This is a genomic window from Streptomyces sp. NPDC034103, from assembly GCF_055575395.1.
Map to the genome: position 1 here is coordinate 23,857 of NZ_JBVISS010000027.1, position 17,661 is coordinate 41,517.

Genomic DNA, 17,661 nt, shown 5'->3' on the forward strand with positions numbered 1-17,661 from the left:
GCCGCCCCTGGAGCGCTCCCCCTCCCCTCGTGGTCGTCATGGCCGCCGGGTGCAAGCCCCCGCATACCTTCTCCATCAGCTCCACGACATCGTGGTGTGGCCGCTGTTATCCCTGGCGGTTCTCAACACGGTGACGGCACTGTGCACCTGGGTGCTCATCTTGAGCGCCGGCCAGGTCGCCGCGTGCCTCGTCGCGAGCCTGCTCGTCAGCGTGCTCGTCGGACATCTGCGCATTCAGGCGGTGGCCACCGCCTTGCACGCGGCCCGTGAAGCCGAGTTGGAGCGCATTGCCGAGGCCGCGCAGGCGGCGGAGAAGAGTCTGCTGTGGACGGCCGAGGAACTGTGCCGGGGCATGCGGCCCCCGCTGCCGGCCGAGCCGGGCTGGGAGGGCTCCGACTCCCTGATCCGCGTGCTGGAGCTGATCAGCAACCTCCAGATCCAGGGCGCGGCCTCGTTGCTGCGGGTGCATGACGAGTCGCAGGCAGCGGTGCTGGTCAGCATGCATCAGACGCTCACCCGCCGCCAGCACGCTCTGATCGGGCAGATGTTGGAGCATCTCACCCAGCTGCAGCACGCCACCGAGGACCCGGTCCTGCTGGACCACAGTTTCAAGATCGATCACCTGGCGACCCGGCTGCGCCGCATGGTGGAAAGCGTCTGTGTCGTCCTGGGTGGCAGCTCGTTGCGGGAGACGCGGGCCCCTGTCGCTGTCAGCACGGTCCTGCGCGGAGCGAAGTCGGAAGTGCTGCGCTATCCGCGGGTGGCCACCGCCAGCGGGCGGGTCGGCTCGGCCTACGCTCTGCCGGCGCATGTGCACCCCGATATCACGCATCTGCTGGCCGAGCTGATCGACAACGCGCTGGAGCACTCCGACCCGGCGACGAAAGTCATGGTGCGCGCGGAGAAAGTGAACGCGGGCCTGCACCTTGAGGTCGAAGACCGCGCGATGCTGCTCATGGACCCCGGCCAACGGGAGAGACTCAACACCCTGCTGGCCCACCCCGGCTCCGTGGACGTCGCGGAGCAGGTCCGCAAGGGCAGTCTCGGTCTGGTGACCGCAGCCAAGATCGCCGAACGGCACGGGCTGCGGGTCTGGCTGACGGTCAACCCCACCGGCGGCACCACCGCCAACGTCATCGTCCCCAACCACTACCTCGTGCCCAGCCAGCCGGCGATCGGCACCCTCACCGTGCCCGCCATCGTGCCCCCTACGGCCCGCTCCGGGACGCCGGCCGCGATCCAGCCCGCGGCGGCCGCCGCCCCCACGCCCACCACTGCTGCGGCACCCGGCCCCTCGCCACACGACGGCGCGCCTGCGGGCCGGCTGCCGCGACGCGAGCGCACCCAGCGGCCCATGCCCACACCCCAGGCGCCCGCCGTGCCAGCCCCGGCGGCGAACCCTCACACGGCAGCCGACTGGCGTACCGGCCTGCACCACGGCCTGACGTCGGGCCCCTCCCCCACCCAGCCCTGATATCCCCACCTGTTGTCTCGCGTTGGAGCGTTGACCATGCCCTACGACACGACACCCCCGCCGACCTCACCCACGGAGGTGAAGGGGCAACTGGCCCGTCTGCTGGAGGAGTTCGTCGACGACACCGTCGGCGTCACGCACGCCCTGCTCGCATCCCGCGACGGCCTCAAACAAGCCGTGGTCTCACACATGGACCCCGACTGGGCCGATGAGGTCGCCGCCGCGTTCTCCGGCATCGCGGGACTGGCCAAAGGCGTCACCGGCCCCAGCAGCAAGCAAGAACCTGCTGGACAGGTCCTCATCGAACGCGACGACGCGCTGTTCCTCGCCACAGAGGCCGGAGCGGGCACTGCCTTCACCAGCAACGGCAGCACCGTCGCCACCATCCTGGTGGTCATCGTCCGCACCGACGCGAACGTCGGCGCGGTGGCGTTCGCGGCGGGCCGCCTCATCCAGCGCTTCGCCCCCTTCATGACCACCCCCGTCCGCACCCGCGATGGCCAGGACGCCGGTGTCCAGTGACCTCCCGCCCCCAACCCGCCTCTCCAGCCCAGGAGAGGGCCGGCATCGTCCGGCTGTACACGGTCACCGACGGCCGCACCCAGCCCCGGCACACCCTCACCCTGCACACTGTCCTCGCCGCAGGCCCGCGCACACCACGCGACCTGTCCGAGGAGAGCAGGCACATCCTGGCCCTGTGCCGGGAACGCAGCAGGCCCCTGGTCGAGTTGGCCGGGATTCTGGGCCTGCATGTCACCGCGGTACGGGTGCTGGTGTCGGACCTGATCGACGCAGGCGCCCTGAGCCTGCCGATACCGGATCTGCCCGGCGAGGACCGCGACGCGGCTGTGCTGCTGCGGCTGACCGCCGCACTGAAGTCCCGCTTCCCGCACGCCAGCGCGAGGGCAGGGTGACGCCGCTATGACGCAACACCCCACGCCGGCCGCTGCGCGGGCGATCGTGAAGATCGTGGTCGCGGGCGGGTTCGGGGTGGGCAAGACCACCGCGATCGGCGCGATCAGCGACATCCCGCCCCTGCGCACCGAGGAACTCCTCACCGAGCGCAGCACGGCCACGGACAGCCTGCACGGCATCGAGGGCAAGCAGGCGACGACGGTGGCGTTCGACTTCGGCCGGGTCGGCTGGGACGTGCCCGAGCCGATCGAGCTCTATCTGTTCGGCACCCCCGGGCAGCCGCGGTTCTGGTCGTTCTGGCACGACCTCGCCCACGGCGCGGCCGGCGCCATCGTGCTCGCCGACACCCGCCGTATCGACGTCAGCTTCCACGCCGCCGACTTCTTCGAACAGTACGGCCTGCCCTTCCTCATCGCCGTCAACCAGTTCCCGGATGCGACCCCGCGCACGCTTACCGAAATCCGGGAAGCGTTCGACGTCGACGAACGCGTGCCGGTGATGTTCTGCGACGCCCGCGACGCCGACTCCATCGCCTGCGTACTGCTGACCCTCCTCCAGCACGCCCTGCACACGAAATCCGCCAATCCCACCGTCCTGGAAGCGTGATGACATCCCCTTCACCCACCCCCGCCCGCGGCCGGCAGCTGCAGATCCAGGCCGTCACCGACGATCCCGCCGACGAGCTGGCACAGATGGCCACCCGCATCACACGCCTGGCCGAACTCGGCATCCCCCTGCAGGGATCAGAGATCCTCGACGACCTGGCCAGCGAAATGGCCGCGCGCAGCGGTTTCGTCTACGCCATGGTCAACGCCTTCGGCGACCAGCAGACCTTCCTGGGCCTGCACAACCCCCCGCCCGAGGCGGGCTATCCGATCGTGGGCCGCACCATGAGCCGCGCCCACGGCTGGTGCCCCGAAGTCATCCAGCGCAGACGCGGCCTGCCCTTACCGGACGTTGCCGCCGCACCCCGCTTCCACAGCAACCCCGTCGTCGACGCCATCGGCATCCAGTCCTACTTCGGCACCCCCCTCCTCGACCCCACCAGCGGCCTGGCCCTGCTCACCGTCTGCATCGTCGACCCCGAACCCCGCACGCTGGCCGACGCAACCCGCTTGCAGAGCATCGTCCGCGACACCGCCCACACCGCCGCCGATCTCCTCTGCATCCCTGCACCACCCGCTACCTGAACTGCCAGTGCACCTTGCTGCTACACCAGGAAGGACTCCGCCCCTTGGCCACGCCGCCGCAATCGATCCCGCCCAGCCTCGACCGGTTCCTCACCCCCGCCCACCACACTCTGTGGGAAGCCGCCGACACCTTCGCCGCACAAGAGGTCCAGCCGCTCATCGACGCCATGGAGAGCGCCCCGCACAAGGTGGACCGCACCCTGGTGCGGCTGCTGGCACGGCGCGGCTGGTTCGGCGTGACGGTGCCGGAAGCCTTCGGCGGCATGGCAGCAGGGCACGTGGCCAAAAGCATTCTGATCCACCGTCTGGCCCGCATCTCCGGTGCCGCCGCGGCCATCCTTCAGGCCGGTCTCATCCCCGTCGCCGGCCTGCTCAACTACGGTAGCCCCGAACAGCACACCACCCTGCTACCTCAGGTGGCGGACGGGACTGTACGGCTGTCGATCGCCGTCACGGAACCCGACCAGGGCGGGCATCTGGGCGGGACGGTCAGCGCGGCCGAATGGGACGGCACCGCCTGGATCCTCACCGGCATCAAGGCACATGTCGGCAACAGCCACCTCGCCGACCTTCACATCGTCATCGCCCGCACCGCACCGGCCGGCACCCGCACCTCACAGGCGCTGACCGCGTTCCTCGTGCACGCAGACCAGCGCGGCGTGAACCTCGTACGGCACGCGGCGAAGCTGGGTCTGCACGGCTTCAGCTTCGGCCAGATCACCTTCGACCGCGTGCGCATCCCACCCGCCAACGTCCTCGGAGAGGTAGGCCAGGGCTACGCCGTCGCCCAGTCCAGCAGCATCCTCTACGGACGCCCCAACCTCACCGCACTCTCCCTGGGCCTGCACGAACAAGCCCTCGCCCTCACCACCAACTACCTCAGCAACCGGCCCCGCTACCAAGGACACCTCGCCGACATCGGCGTCGTCCGCGACCGGCTGGGGCGCATGTCCGCCAGGCTGATCATGGCGCGCATCCTCGCCTACCACGCCGTCGACATGCTCGACCGCGGTCTGGCGTGCGACGACGAACTCATCACCGCCAAAGCGCTCGGCCACGACCTCGCCGCGGAGAGCGGCAATGACGCCATGCAGCTCCACGCCGCGCACGGCCTGGACACCGAACAACCCCTCGCCCGCGTCTGGCGTGACATGCAGACCACCTACGCCCCCGCCGGCACCGGCGAAGTCCAACGCCGACGCCTCGCCGAAACCCTCCTGCACGACACCACCGACCCAACACAGCACGTGCCCTGGTCAGTCCAGCACGCCGCCCGCGGCCAACCACCCCACACCACAACCACACACCCACTCACCCCAACGCCCACGCACGGCAACCCCCCGTGAACCGTGCACGGACCCGTCCCACACCCGGCAACTCCTCCACGCGCCGCCTGTGGGACACCCCGGTGCGGCACCCGCTGTGGTGGCCGATGCCGCACCGGGCCCCTCCGGCCGGGATCGCCCCGGTGAAGCGAACCCGCCCGGAACCCCGGTGCGGCGCACGTCCTGGGCCAACACGCGCCGCACCGGGCCCCCGCCACCCACGCAAAGCCACACCACGCAGTCCGCGTCCCGACCTCCAAGAGGCCTCGCACGCAACTACTCATCGATCCGCCGACTCCTCAAAGCTCCCGCGCACGGTCAACTCCCCGTGCCTCCGCATGACCGTGCGCGGGCCTTCGCGTTCCACGCCAGGCACCCCCCGTTGCCAGGCGCGGAAAACCAGCCCGGTGCGGGAGCCTCGACGACTCCCACCGCACGCCGAACGGCCCCTGCACCGGGCCCATCACCCACCACACGCAGCTGAAGGACAACCACGGTGCAGCCCGACCATCCCGCCTTCCTCTTCCCCGGTGCCGCCTCCCGCCAGCCCCCTCGTTCCCCGGGCCGGACAACGGTCCAGGAGACGAGGGCCGCTCCCCGTGGTGACGAACAAGTGCGGCCCGCACCGCCGCCCTGCCCAACACCGGTGAACCTGAAAGGACCCCACCTCGTGGCAACCTCCCCACCCCTGCGGATCGCCGTCCTCGGCACCCACTCCACCGGCAAGACAACGCTCCTGAAGCAGATCGAGAGGGAGTTACGCGGCCACGGCCTGACCGTGGCACGCACCGGTCAGCTCGGTTGGCGCGCCGCCGCTACCGGCCTGCCCACATTCCAACACCCCACCGCCCAGTCCACCGAGCAGATCATCGCCCAGGGCATCCTCAACGAGACCACCGCCACCACCCAGGGCGCCGACGTCGTACTCATCGACGGCGCCGCCCACAACGCCATCGCCCATTTCGAGGCCGCGATGGCGCACCGGGCCGAAACCCCGCCCCGGCTCGAACGCGAGCGCCTGCTGACCCTTGCCGCCACTCAACTGCCCAAATACGACCTGCTGTTCGCGACCATGCTCGACGAAACCCTTCCCATCGACCCCAGCCACGACTACGACGCCCACTTCCGGCGCCTCGTCGACGAACGCGTACACCGCCTCCTAGCCAACGACGCCATCCCCCACCAGCGAGTGACCAGCGACCCCGACAACCAGACCCACGCCATCGACACCGCCGTCCAACGCTGTCTGAAGGAACAGCACGCATGATCACCGCTCGGAACGCTTCGCCATCATCGTCGCCAGCAAGACCCCCTCCCGTCCCGCCTTCAGCACGCCCCTGACCAGTCCCGAGGGCGGCCCGATGACGGCGTAACCGCCCCGCATCCTCAATCGGCCAGATCGAGCCGATAACCGCCCCCGCCCCCGCCGCTGCGGCTCGAGGCAAGCCCCGGCGCCGCACGAGCCTCCGCGCGCAGCCCCCAGTTGACACGACCCTGCTCCGTGCACGGGCCGAAAGCCCCCTGGCGTCGATTCCGTTCCCCCACGGCCGGCGCCAGGGCCTCACCCCTGGTCCCCCCGGGAGGTCGGCGATCCGGGGGGCAAGGACCCACGCCCGGGTGCCGGGACTGCCCTCCCCCGCACAGCCCCGGCACCCGGGCCCCACGCTCTCGCGATGCAGGAACATCTGCCCCGAGAGCCTCAAGAGAGAAGGAAGCTCCGCGTGTTCATCGACATCCCGAGCGAACTCGAAGCCTCTCTGATCGACTGTTCTCTCCCGCCTTGGGAACTGGACGGTTCGTTCCTGGCGCAGTCCACCATGGCGGAGTACCAGGCCTCGCTGACGGCCACCCCGCGGTTCGAGGAGACCACCGCGATCCTGCGCCACGCGCTGAACGCAGAGGGCGGCGGATACGCCGTGCTGCACCTGGGAAATCTCGCCAAGGCCCTGGGGACTCACCATGACCGGTTCCTGCGGCTGGTGACGGGCTTCGCGGCCGAGGTGGCCGTCCCCTTCTCACCCTTCCCACGGTGGCCGTTGTGGAAGGACATCGGGGTCAAGGTCGACAAGGACCCGGGCAAGTCCAGCGGCATCGGGTACAACGCGTTCCACATGGACCTGGTGAACGCGACCCAGCCCCCGGACTTCACCACGCTGCTGTGCGTCCGCCCCGACCCGCTCGACGGCGGCCCCAGCATCCTCTCCGACGCCCACGCGGCGGTGGCGCGGCTGTCGGAGGACAGCCGCGCCCTGCTGGCCGAGTCGGCCTACCACTACGGGACCTTCTTCGATCTGTTCGGCGTGGGCGAGGAGTACAAGCCGTTTCCGATCCTGGACGGCTCCGACCCGGGCGAGGGGTTCGTCCGGTTCACCGCCAAAATGCTGAAGAGGTCCCAGCTCGGCCAGGCGCACGCCGACGCTGCCAGGGAGCTCGCGCAGGAGCTCGTCCGGGGTCAGGTCTCCTTCATGCTCCAGCCCGGGGACTACCTCATCGTGAACCAGCGCCGCTTCCTGCACGGGCGCCAGGCGCTCCACGGCGGTCAGGAGACCGTCCCGGTCGCCGACCGACGGCTGCTCCTGCAGTTGTTTCTGCGCGCGAGGGTCGGCGACGGAACGGCCGCGTAGCCGGCCGATGGCACCGGTGCCCCACCGACTCCCTCCTCCGGCTCCGGCTCCAGCCTCCGAGCGCGTGGCACAGCCAGAGGGCAGGACCGTGCCGGCAACCCCCGGATTCGGTTGCGCGCCGGGCGCTACGGTCCCGTGCTCGGAGCTAAATGCGCGCGTTGCTCAGCGACTGCCACACAGCGCCGGCCAGTGCTCGCGTCGCCCGCGGGAGCGACAGATGCTCGTGCTCGCGGTACAGGATCCAGTTGTATTGCACGAGCGACAGCTTGTTGGAGGACAGCGATCCCGCCTGGTGCGCCCTGTACACCGCAAGCGGCTCAGCCAGGCCCCGGGCGTCCAAGCCGTCCCGCATGATCGACAGCCACAGGGCGTAGTCCTGGCGCTTGCGCATGTGCGGCATCATCCTCGTGCCCAGGACATTGCGGTCGTACATGGCGGTGAGCGCGCCGATGTGGTCGCGGACCAGCATCGCGCGGTAATCCACATGCTCTCGCGCACGGACCACCCGCCCGTTCGGGACCCAGTCGGTGCTCTCGCCGTCGTAGTCGGCGTCCATCTTGAAGTACGAGGTGAACGTCAACGGCGCGTCACCTTCCGCGGCGAAGGCGAGCTGCTTCTCGGTCTTCTCCGGGAGCCACATGTCGTCGCTGTCGAGGAAGGCGATGTAGTCGCCGCGGGCCCGCTCGATCGCGAGGTTGCGGGCCCGGCCCGCACCGCCCCGTTCGGGTGCCGATTCCGGCAGGACCCGCTCGTCCTGCTTCGCGAACTCGCGCAGCAGGTCCATAGAGCCATCCGAGGACTGGTCGTCGGTGACCAGCAGCTCCAGGTCGCTGTGGGTCTGGGTGAGCACCGATCGGACGGCTGCGCCGAGAGTCGCTGCCGAGTTGTACACGGGCATCACGACAGACACCAGGGGCACAGCACTTCTCCTTGCCAGATCAGGAAACGACGGTCCATTCAAGCACCGCAACCGAGTAGGAGCTGCCATGCAGATAGTCGTCGCTGGTCAGGGCTATGTGGGGCTTGCCCTGGCCGTACGCGCCGCAGAGGTGGGTCACCGAGTCGTCGGCTACGACGTGGACCTGTATCGCGTCCAGCAGCTCGCCGCCGGCCGGTCCTACGTGAGGGACGTGGACTCCTCGCGGCTGCGCGCGGTGCTGGAGGCCGGGGCCTACTGTGCGACCGCGGATGCTTCTGCGCTGGCCGGCTTCGACATCGCGGTGATCACCGTGCCGACCCCGCTGCGGGACGGTGTGCCCGACCTGACCTGCATCGAGTCCTGCGCCCGGACGCTGGGCGAGCACCTTCGCTCCGGTGCGACGGTGGTTCTGGAGTCCACGACCTATCCCGGCACCACCGAGGAGCTGCTGGTGCCGATCCTGGAAGAGGTGTCTGGCCTCAAGGGTGGGAGGGACTTTCTGGCCGGCTTCAGTCCCGAGCGGATCGGAAACAAGCGCTGGTCGTTCGAGACGCCGAAATTAGTGTCCGGAATCGACGCCACGTCACTCGGTGCCATCAAGGGTTTCTACGGCGGCATCTTTCAGACCACGGTGCCGGTGTCCGGGCCGAAGGTCGCCGAGCTGGCCAAGCTGATCGAGAACACCTTCCGGTTCGTCAACATCTCCATGATCAACGAGATGGCGATGCTGGCCACGGCCCTCGGTGTGAACATCTGGGAGGCGATCGACGCCGCCGCCACCAAACCCTTCGGATTCACACGGTTCACCCCGGGGCCAGGAATCGGCGGGCACTGCCTGCCCGTTGACCCGATGTTCCTCTCGTGGAAGGCCCAGCAGGAGCTTGGCGTCCCGTTCCGGTTCGCGGAACTCGCCGCCGACGTGAACCGGCACATGCCCGACTACGTCGTCCGGCGCGTCGTGGAGGCACTCGGCACGCGCGGCATGCCCGTCCGGGGGTCCCGGATTCTGCTGCTCGGCCTGACCTACAAGTACAACGCCACTGACCTGCGTAACTCCCCTTCGGCACGTGTCGCCGAACTCCTCATCGACCTCGGCGCTGAGGTTCGCGGCGCCGAACCCAACCTCCCGGACGGCGACGACACCAAGCTGAACGTGCTCCGGGTCGATGCGAGCCCGCACGAGGTAGCTGCTGCTGATGCAGTGGTCCTTCTCATGGATCACCCGCAATTCGACCTCCCGATGATCGAGACATGCGCGACCTATGTCCTCGACTGCCGAAATCGACTTTCCGGAGCGAATGTCGAAACTCTTTAGTCACTCGACATCTCGCCAGCCCCGCCTCCACTCGTCCATGCCCGGGAGTTGTGTTGCGCGACGAATGGGAACACGCCCACACGGACTACACCACGCCCGCGCAGCGTCGCATTCCTACCTCGCTGGCCGAAAGCGAGAGCGACTGGCGCCGCTACCTGGAGTGCTCAACCCCTAACGGCTGGCTGATACGACACAACGCCATGACGGCGGCGCTCGTCAGCGGACAGCCGATGTACCTGCTGCACACCACCAAGGACATCGACGCCATCCGCACCAGCGGGGAGTTGCACGTCTCCACCGGATGCCTGATCGGGGCCCTGTACTGCTCGCCGCTCGCCAGCCAGCCCCAAGGGCTGCGCCCCCACAACCTCGGCACCTACCTCATGCAGACGAAACCCTCCACCACGCCCATGGTCTTCGAGGTCACCCCGGATGCCGCAATCCGTCCCAAGGGTGTCGACTACCTGCATCTCGGCGCCATCCACCTGCGAACCTACCTGCGCTACCAGAGCTTCCTCACGCCGGCCGAGAACGACCAGCTCCACCGTTCCGTTCTGGACGGGCTGCGCGCCGCGGCCGTGTTCCTCGACATCGCCCTGCGCAACGCCGTCGGCCACGCCACTTCGGCATCCGAGTTCCTGGACCAGTTGTCCGACGCGGTGCTCCACGTGCCGTTCCTCGGCTACCTGTACTTCGAGGTCGTATCGGAATACCTGATGCTCCACTCCGCTACTCCGGAGACCAAGACCTACGCCCAGGCAGGAGAACTGAACAACTGGCTCTACAAACGACTCGCCTTCGCCGCCGTGGACGGCATGGAGCAGTTGTTCGACCTGGCCCGTTTCCGTCCGCGCCATCACCGGCTCGTCCAGCTCATCGAAGGCATGGAACCGGCATTGGGCCCGGGCGTCGCCGAGTACGTCCGGCGACGGCTGTCCCACCTGTTCGCCCGGACCGCACTGCACCCCTCTCAGGACGCGGCATCGGTCACCTTCCAAGGCGCCGATCTCAACACCTTCCGGAAAGCCGCGCCCGGACTGCTCGGCCAAATGATCTTCCGCGAGATCCGGTGCATGCCGCGCTATCGGCAGTTGTACCACTGCTTTGAGAAAGCCAAGGCGCTGGAGGCATGGGACTACTGGAACAACGAGGGCATCCCCACCCCCTTCAACGGAATCCTCCCCAAGGGAGAAATAGGGATAAACCCCACCTATCCCCGGTCGGCCGTCAGAGCATGGGCGGCTGAACGGGACGCCAGGGGCTACCTCCACCCGACCGAGGAACTCACGGCCATCCTCACACCGCACCTGGCCTCGTGGTGGGCACCACCTTGTCAACGCGAGACACAGAACACCACCGAAGAACCACGACTCAACCTGGTTTCCCATCCAACGGACATCCATTAACGGAGTTCCGCATGGCCACCAAACCCCTGAACATCCTGACCGGCATCAACCGCCCCTGCGAGCCATCGTCCGGGAGCATGATCCTCGTCAACGACCTCTACGGCGCGATGCCTGACATCCACATGACCTTCCTGGGCAGGTCGCCGGTCGATCAGGCGTGGCAGGCTGCGTTCGATCAGCTGATCACCCTGTCCACGACGAAGCGCCCTCACGGCCCGGATTTCGACGCCTACGTCGAGGAGTTGACGCGCGAGGTCCGGGGGCTCGTTGAGAAGATCCAGCCGAACGCCATCCATGCCCAGTACCTCGGGTTCGCTCTCAGCCTGGCGTTCATCCGAGCCGCCGACAGCATCCCGATCATCGCCATCGCCCACGGCCCCGAGGTGATGGCGGCCCAGCGCAGCGCATCCGAACGACAGACCATGAACGAGGTCGCTGCCGCAAGCGCCGCGATCGTAGCTCCGACCTGCGTTCTCGCCGACCGCATCGACCATCTCACGGGACGCCGCTTCACCGATCGCCTCACCGTCATCCCATGGGGTATCCCTCTGAGCGACACTCGGCCACGCGATCAACCGCCTTCCCCAACCGGACCGCTCCAGTTGGTGCACACCGGTCGGCTGGACGACAACAAATCCACGATCACCGCAGTCGAAGCCCTTGCCTTAACTGATCAGCCGCACCACTTGACCGTGATCGGAAGAGGAACCCTACGGGAGCCGCTGGAACAACGGGCTGTCGAACTCGGACTCCAGGTCCGGACCCGATTTGAACCCTTCCTGCCCCGCGCGGAAGTATGGCGCCACCTGCCAGACTTTGACGCCTTCGTCTTCACGACCACAGGCCTCGAGGCCTTCGGTCTCGTCCTCATCGAGGCCCAAGCCCTCGGCCTCATGGTCATCTACTCCGATCTCCCCGGCGTGAGAGAAACCCTCGGAGGCGCCGGCATCCCCTACACCCCAGGCGATCCGCACTCACTGGCCGTGGCCCTAGACGAGACAGGCCGAAACCCTCACCGGCGCAAGGCCCTCAACAAGACGGCCCTCGATAACGCCCGCCAATACGACATTGCCACCACCGCCCGCCGCCTTCACGAACTGACGCTTCGGATAACCTCCAAGCCCGCAGCTTCGAGCCCCAGCCCGTGAAGACGGGACCGTCCCATCCCTCTGGACAGCCGTCGGTTCCAGACACACCTCACAGCCACGGGCACCGACAGCGCTCAATAGGGCCCGCAACACGTTCAGCCCCACCAGATCGAGCGCGCCAAGGCAGGCCCTCTCGCCACGCCTGCGCAACGACGGTCCGCAAGGGCGTAGACGAGTTGGAGGTCGGCGAGGAACCTTTGGGACGGGCCTGCTTCCGACCGCCACCGGGCCTGCGAACGACCTCCCACGGTCGTGGCGTGGGCAACAGGCGGGGAGCACTACCGAGGGCGCTCATAGGTAGAGACCGGTCCCGGTTCACCCCCGCGGACGCGGGGGTATTCCACCAGACCGCAATCGCACTACTGGCCCTGGGAGAACCAGCCTGCCTGCGGCTGACCATGCGCCCAGCCATCGTTTGGCACAGCGCCGAAGCACGAGCGCTACCCCATGAGTGCCAGCAACGCCGGCCGCAGACCGGGATCAAGGTCGACCTGCGAGCGAGGTGTGGGCGGAGATCTGGGACGACATCGGCCCGCGCATCGAAGCGGTGCTGACGACCGGCCGAGCCACCTGGGACGAGGCACTGCTGCTCTTCCTGGAGAGATCCGGGTATCCCGAGGAGAGCTACCACACGTTCTCCTACAGCCCGTTGCACGATGACTCCGGCGCGGTGGTCGGGATGCTGTGCGTGGTCAGCGAGGAGACCGAGCGGGTCATCGGCGAACGGAGGATGGCGACGCTGCGGGACCTCGGTTCGGACCCCGGCGTCGTACGGACCGAGGAGGAGATGCTTGCCTTCGTCGGTCAGCAACTCCGCCGCAACCCCCGTGACCTGCCCGCTGACATACCTCTTCCAGCCGGACGGCACCGCGCGACTGGCGGGGTCCACCGGGCTGCCGGCAGGGCACCCTGCGGCGCCCGTCACCCTGCCGACGGACGCCGGGGACACCCTGTGGCCCACCGCCGCGCCGGCCCGGGGCGAGTCCGCGGTCCTGGCTCTGGACAGCGCCCCATTCACCGCGCTGCTCGTCGGCGAGTGGCCGAAGCCGCCCACCCGGGCCCTGGTCGTGCCCCTGCTGCAACAGGGCAGCGACCCCTACGGCTTCCTGGTGGCCGGACTCAACCGGTACCGACCCCTGGGACCCGGCTACCGCGGTTTCGTCGAGCTGGTCGCCGGACACATCGCGGCCGGGATCGCCAGCGCGCGCAGCTACCAGGCCCAGCAGCGCCGGGCCGAGGAACTGGCGGAACTGGACCGGGCGAAAACCACCTTCTTCTCGAATATCAGCCACGAGTTCCGCACCCCGCTCACGCTGATCATGGGGCCGCTGGAAGAGCTCCGCGCACGGCTCGACGGTGCCGAAGTCCCGGTGTGCGAAGAGCTGGAAGCCATCCACCGCAACGGTCTCAGGCTGGGCAAACTCGTCAACAGCCTGCTGGACTTCTCCCGCATCGAAGCCGGACGGATGCAAGCGAGGTACGAGCCGGTGGCCCTGTCGGCGGTCACCGCGGAGCTGGCCAGTGTCTTCCGCTCGGCCGTGGACAAAGCCGGCCTCGCCTTCGAGGTCGACTGCCCCGCACTGGACGAGCCGGTGTACATCGACCGCGGCATGTGGGAGAAGGTGGTCCTCAACCTGCTCAGCAACGCGCTGAAGTTCACCTTCGACGGCTCCATCGGCGTCGCGGTCCGCGCCGAGGGCGACCACGCGGTGATCACTGTCGCCGACACCGGCATCGGTGTACCCGCCGAGGAGATGCCGAGGCTCTTCGAACGCTTCCACCGCATCGAAACGGCCCGTTCCCGCTCCAACGAGGGCAGCGGCATCGGCCTCGCCCTGGTCAAGGAGCTCGTCGGCCTGCACGGTGGCACCATCAGCGCCGACAGCACGGTGGGAAAGGGCACCCGCTTCACCATCCGGCTGCCCTTCGGCTCCGAGCACCTGCCCGCTGGCACCCTCGCCCCGAGCGCGTCCGCCGCGGCTGTCTCGGCCACGGCCGCGAGCCGTACGTCCTGGAAGCGCTGCGCTGGCTGCCCACCGGCACGTCCGACACGGACATGCCCGTGATGCCGATGTCCGACCACGGCGCGCCCTACACCTCCGGACCCGTGGTACCGGCACGGTTGCTGATCGCGGACGACAACGCCGACATTCGCCAGTGCCTCACCCGCATCCTGCGGGGCGCCGGATACCACGTCGAAACGGTCGTCGACGGGCACGAAGCCGTTCGGGCCGTCCGCGCCGACGCCCCGGACCTTTTGATCAGCGACGTCATGATGCCCCGGCTCGACGGGCTTTCCCTGGTGAGAGCGCTGCGCGCGGATTCGCGTACCGCGGCCGTGCCCGTGCTGCTGCTCTCCGCCCGGGCCGGTCAGGAGGCCTCGATCGAGGGCCTTCAGGTTGGCGCCGACGACTACCTCGTCAAGCCGTTCGCGGCGGCGGAACTGCTGGCCCGGGTGCGGGCCAACGTGGAGTTGTCCCGCCTGCGCACGCATCACGCCCGCTGGCGCACCGCGCTGGTCGACTCGATGCAGGAGGCGTTCTTCGTCTGCGACGAGGGCGGTGCGGTCATCGAGATCAACGCCGCGTTCACCGACATCCTGGGTTACGGTCCCGAGGAGCTGCCCTACACACCCATTCACCCCTGGTGGCCGGACGCCGACGCTGATCCGGATGCCCACCAGCAGGTCGCCGACGCATTCGCCGGTCTGATGGGCGAGGGACACAGCCGCTACACAGTTCCCGTCACCCACCGTGACGGACATCGGCTGTGGATCGATGCCGCCTTCAACCAGGTACAGGAACCCCACACTGGACACCACGTCATTGTCGGCACCTTCCGTGACGTCACCGCCGAGCGCTACGCCATCCAGCGCGACAGCGCCCTCGCGGCGCTGAGCCTGCGCCTCTCCCAGGCCACTAGTCTGCCCGAGGCGCTGACCGGTGCCCTGAGGGAACTGAAGGGCCTCTGGCGGGCCCGGCAGGTCCTGGCCGTCGTCTTCCGCGATCGAGCGGAGCCCGTACTGACCGCTGCGGAAGCCGCACCGGACTGGCAGGAGTTGCCCGCCAACCGGCGCGAGGCACTCGCTGCCCTGCGCGAGCGACCGCTGCTGACCCCGGTCACCGACCACACCAGTGCGGGCATCACCATGGAGCACCCCGACGGCCCGATGGTGCTCTGGGTGGATCTGGGGCAGAGCCGGCCCTTCACCGACGAGGCCAAGCTGCTGCTGTCGCTGCTGGCCGGACACCTGGCCCAGGGCCTGGTCCGCGTCCGCCAGATCGACCAACAGCGCGAAACCGCCATCGCCCTGCAACGGGCCATCCTGGGCCCGTCCCATCTGCCCGAGGGTTTCGCCGTCCGCTACGAACCCGCCACCCAGCCCCTGGAAGTGGGCGGTGACTGGTACGACACCGTCGCCCTGCCCGACGAACAGATCGGCATCGTCGTCGGGGACTGCGTCGGTAGAGAACTGGAAGCGGCCACCGTCATGGGACAGCTACGCAACGCCTGCCGTGCCCTGCTCCTACAGGACGCCAACCCCGCCCAGACCCTCATGGCCCTGGACCACTTCGCCGCCGGCATCCCCGGTGCCCTGTGCACCACCGTGTTCTGCGGCGTCCTGAACCCGGCAACCGGCCGCCTGACCTACTCCAGCGCCGGCCACCCGCCGGGCGTTCTCGCCCACCGCGACGGCACCACCAAACTCCTGGAAGACGGGCGGTCCCTTCCGCTGGCCGTCCGCCCCGGCAGACCACGCCCCCAGGCGGAATGCACCATCCCCGCCCGCGCCACCCTGCTGCTATACACCGACGGCCTCGTCGAGCGCCGTCGCCGCCCGCTCAGCGAGGGCATCGACCAGGCAGGCCAAGCCGTCCAGGACGGCAGGGAAGCCGCCGTCGACGACCTCGCGACCCAGGTCATGACCCGCCTCGCTCCCGAGAACGGCTTCGACGACGACGTTGCCCTGGTGCTCTACCGCCACCCCGCACCGCTGGAGATGACCTTCCCTGCCGAGTCGTCGCAGCTCGCGCCGGTCCGCAAGGCTCTGCGCACCTGGCTCGAACGGTGTCAGCTTCCGCCGCAAACGGCGCAGCACGTTCTGGTCGCCGTCGGCGAAGCCTGCGCCAACGCCATCGAGCACGGCCATCGCCACACCCCGGGCGACCGTGTCCGGTTGCGCGCCGAGGCGTACGTGAGCGGCCTGCGCCTGATCGTCGCCGACACTGGTCGGTGGAAGACCCCGCAACCCGATGCCAACACTCACCGCGGCCGTGGCATGGCCCTGATGAAGGCGATGATGCACCAGGTCACCATCACCTCCGGCGCCGCCGGGACCACCGTCGACATGCACATGAGGATCGTGTGATGACTACTCCGCTCACCCTGACCCCTGGTCGGCGGCCCGACGGCACGGCGCTGCTGACGGCCGTCGGCGAGATCGACATGACCAACACCGAGGCCCTGGCCGAGGCCCTGGACACCACGCACGGCCCCGTCGTCCTTGACCTCACCGGCGTCGAATACCTGGACAGCGCCGGCCTCAACGTGCTGTTCTCCCGCGCCGACCGCGTCGAACTCGTGGCCACTCCTCTCCTCGCCCCCCTACTGACGATCTCGGGCCTCACCGACCTCACCACCGTCCACGGTTTGTAGCGGACGCCTCAGCTCTTCACGGTGCTGACCGGCCAGCGGGAGTCGGGCAGCGCTGCGACCATGCCGGGGCGGCCGTACCTGCAGAGCGGGAGCCGGCCATGGCAGGCCCAACCGTGGTTTCGTCGCCGACGGGATGTGGGCAGGTCACCGCCTGTGCGCCGGTGCCGGGTTCCGCCCGGGGACAGCCGAGGCGGGTGGGCGACCGTCGAGACATCGGGGGGACCTCGCTGCGCCGATCGGCTGTTGAAGTACGAGCAGCGGCAGATCACGTCTTCCGGCGGCTGCTCTTGACAGCGTGCTGCTGCTACAACCCGTCACCGGCTGCCCGACGACTGGGAGAAGGAGGTCGTGACGGGCGCCCGCCTGACGCAGGGGCGAGCCTGTCAGTCGGCCTGCGCTGCCGACGGCACTGCTGACTGACGGCCTCGGCCTGCGATGCTCGGATCGGCCGGATGCCGGAATGACCCTGGCCTGCCAGGAGCGCGACCTGCGCTGGCGCAACACGATGATGCTGCGCGGCTTGGAAGCGCTGCCCCTCACCCTGCGCCGCTGACCCCCGCCCTGACCCTGTCGCCCTCACCGCGCTCTTCATTGCGGTCCGCCGCCTCGGCGGCATGCTCGTCGAAGCCCGACACGGCAGTCGGGCCCTCCGGATTCCGGCAGGCATCAGCCTCAGTACGTCAGCGGCT

The 17,661-nt window shown here is 68.8% G+C and carries 13 protein-coding genes and 1 pseudogene; 13 read left to right on the forward strand and 1 reads right to left on the reverse strand.

Annotation, left to right across the window (positions count from 1 at the left end):
- Positions 1-151: 151 nt before the first annotated feature.
- The 8 genes from ACZ56U_RS38690 to ACZ56U_RS38725 all read left to right on the forward strand — a co-directional run bounded on the left by ACZ56U_RS38690 (position 152) and on the right by ACZ56U_RS38725 (position 7,528).
- On the forward strand, positions 152-1,474 hold the full coding sequence (locus ACZ56U_RS38690) for a sensor histidine kinase (protein ID WP_469088623.1): 1,323 nt from the start codon (positions 152-154) through the stop codon (positions 1,472-1,474).
- 36 nt (positions 1,475-1,510) lie between these two features.
- Positions 1,511-1,996, forward strand: coding sequence for a roadblock/LC7 domain-containing protein (locus ACZ56U_RS38695; RefSeq protein WP_469088624.1), 486 nt, complete (start codon positions 1,511-1,513; stop codon positions 1,994-1,996).
- A complete protein-coding gene (locus ACZ56U_RS38700; protein ID WP_469088625.1) occupies positions 1,993-2,388 on the forward strand; it encodes a DUF742 domain-containing protein in 396 nt (131 codons plus the stop codon). Before ACZ56U_RS38695 ends, ACZ56U_RS38700 begins: the two co-directional genes overlap by 4 nt.
- 7 nt (positions 2,389-2,395) lie before the next feature.
- Positions 2,396-2,995: a GTP-binding protein gene (locus tag ACZ56U_RS38705; RefSeq protein WP_469088626.1), complete on the forward strand. Its 600-nt coding sequence runs from the start codon at positions 2,396-2,398 to the stop codon at positions 2,993-2,995.
- Positions 2,995-3,579 (forward strand): GAF domain-containing protein, encoded by a 585-nt coding sequence (locus ACZ56U_RS38710; protein WP_469088627.1) that lies wholly within the window; start codon positions 2,995-2,997, stop codon positions 3,577-3,579. Before ACZ56U_RS38705 ends, ACZ56U_RS38710 begins: the two co-directional genes overlap by 1 nt.
- Before the next feature lie 44 nt (positions 3,580-3,623).
- Positions 3,624-4,925, forward strand: coding sequence for an acyl-CoA dehydrogenase family protein (locus ACZ56U_RS38715; protein WP_469088628.1), 1,302 nt, complete (start codon positions 3,624-3,626; stop codon positions 4,923-4,925).
- A 649-nt stretch (positions 4,926-5,574) separates the two neighbouring features.
- Positions 5,575-6,171: an AAA family ATPase gene (locus tag ACZ56U_RS38720; RefSeq protein ID WP_469088629.1), complete on the forward strand. Its 597-nt coding sequence runs from the start codon at positions 5,575-5,577 to the stop codon at positions 6,169-6,171.
- 454 nt (positions 6,172-6,625) lie between these two features.
- Entirely contained in the window at positions 6,626-7,528 is a 903-nt protein-coding gene (locus ACZ56U_RS38725; RefSeq protein ID WP_469088630.1) for a TauD/TfdA family dioxygenase, read from the forward strand.
- Between the two features lie 145 nt (positions 7,529-7,673).
- Here ACZ56U_RS38725 and ACZ56U_RS38730 read toward each other — a convergent pair whose 3' ends face one another.
- A complete protein-coding gene (locus ACZ56U_RS38730) occupies positions 7,674-8,447 on the reverse strand; it encodes a glycosyltransferase family 2 protein (RefSeq protein WP_469088631.1) in 774 nt (257 codons plus the stop codon).
- 67 nt (positions 8,448-8,514) lie between these two features.
- Here ACZ56U_RS38730 and ACZ56U_RS38735 point away from each other — a divergent pair, with 67 nt between their 5' ends.
- From ACZ56U_RS38735 to ACZ56U_RS38755, 5 genes and pseudogenes are all read left to right on the forward strand, one after another.
- Positions 8,515-9,762 carry a nucleotide sugar dehydrogenase gene (locus ACZ56U_RS38735; RefSeq protein ID WP_469088632.1) on the forward strand — a complete coding sequence of 416 codons (1,248 nt, stop codon included), beginning with the start codon at positions 8,515-8,517 and terminating at the stop codon, positions 9,760-9,762.
- A gap of 53 nt (positions 9,763-9,815) precedes the next feature.
- Positions 9,816-11,168, forward strand: a complete 1,353-nt coding sequence (locus ACZ56U_RS38740; RefSeq protein WP_469088633.1) for a hypothetical protein — start codon at positions 9,816-9,818, stop codon at positions 11,166-11,168.
- 11 nt (positions 11,169-11,179) lie between these two features.
- Positions 11,180-12,316 carry a glycosyltransferase family 4 protein gene (locus ACZ56U_RS38745; RefSeq protein ID WP_469088634.1) on the forward strand — a complete coding sequence of 379 codons (1,137 nt, stop codon included), beginning with the start codon at positions 11,180-11,182 and terminating at the stop codon, positions 12,314-12,316.
- Positions 12,317-12,800: 484 nt separating this feature from the next.
- Positions 12,801-16,685 (forward strand): annotated as a pseudogene (locus ACZ56U_RS38750) (SpoIIE family protein phosphatase); the annotation flags it as partial.
- Entirely contained in the window at positions 16,685-16,972 is a 288-nt protein-coding gene (locus ACZ56U_RS38755) for an STAS domain-containing protein (RefSeq protein ID WP_469088635.1), read from the forward strand. The pseudogene ACZ56U_RS38750 and the gene ACZ56U_RS38755, both read left to right, overlap by 1 nt.
- Positions 16,973-17,661: the final 689 nt, after the last annotated feature.

What these genes read in the sequence shown, in the direction of transcription:
- ACZ56U_RS38745 (WP_469088634.1), top strand. Translation starts at nt 11,180, where the DNA reads ATGGCCACCAAACCCCTGAACATCCTGACCGGCATCAACCGCCCCTGC.
- ACZ56U_RS38735 (WP_469088632.1), top strand. Translation starts at nt 8,515, where the DNA reads ATGCAGATAGTCGTCGCTGGTCAGGGCTATGTGGGGCTTGCCCTGGCC.
- ACZ56U_RS38710 (WP_469088627.1), top strand. Translation starts at nt 2,995, where the DNA reads ATGACATCCCCTTCACCCACCCCCGCCCGCGGCCGGCAGCTGCAGATC.
- ACZ56U_RS38755 (WP_469088635.1), top strand. Translation starts at nt 16,685, where the DNA reads ATGACTACTCCGCTCACCCTGACCCCTGGTCGGCGGCCCGACGGCACG.
- ACZ56U_RS38695 (WP_469088624.1), top strand. Translation starts at nt 1,511, where the DNA reads ATGCCCTACGACACGACACCCCCGCCGACCTCACCCACGGAGGTGAAG.
- ACZ56U_RS38705 (WP_469088626.1), top strand. Translation starts at nt 2,396, where the DNA reads ATGACGCAACACCCCACGCCGGCCGCTGCGCGGGCGATCGTGAAGATC.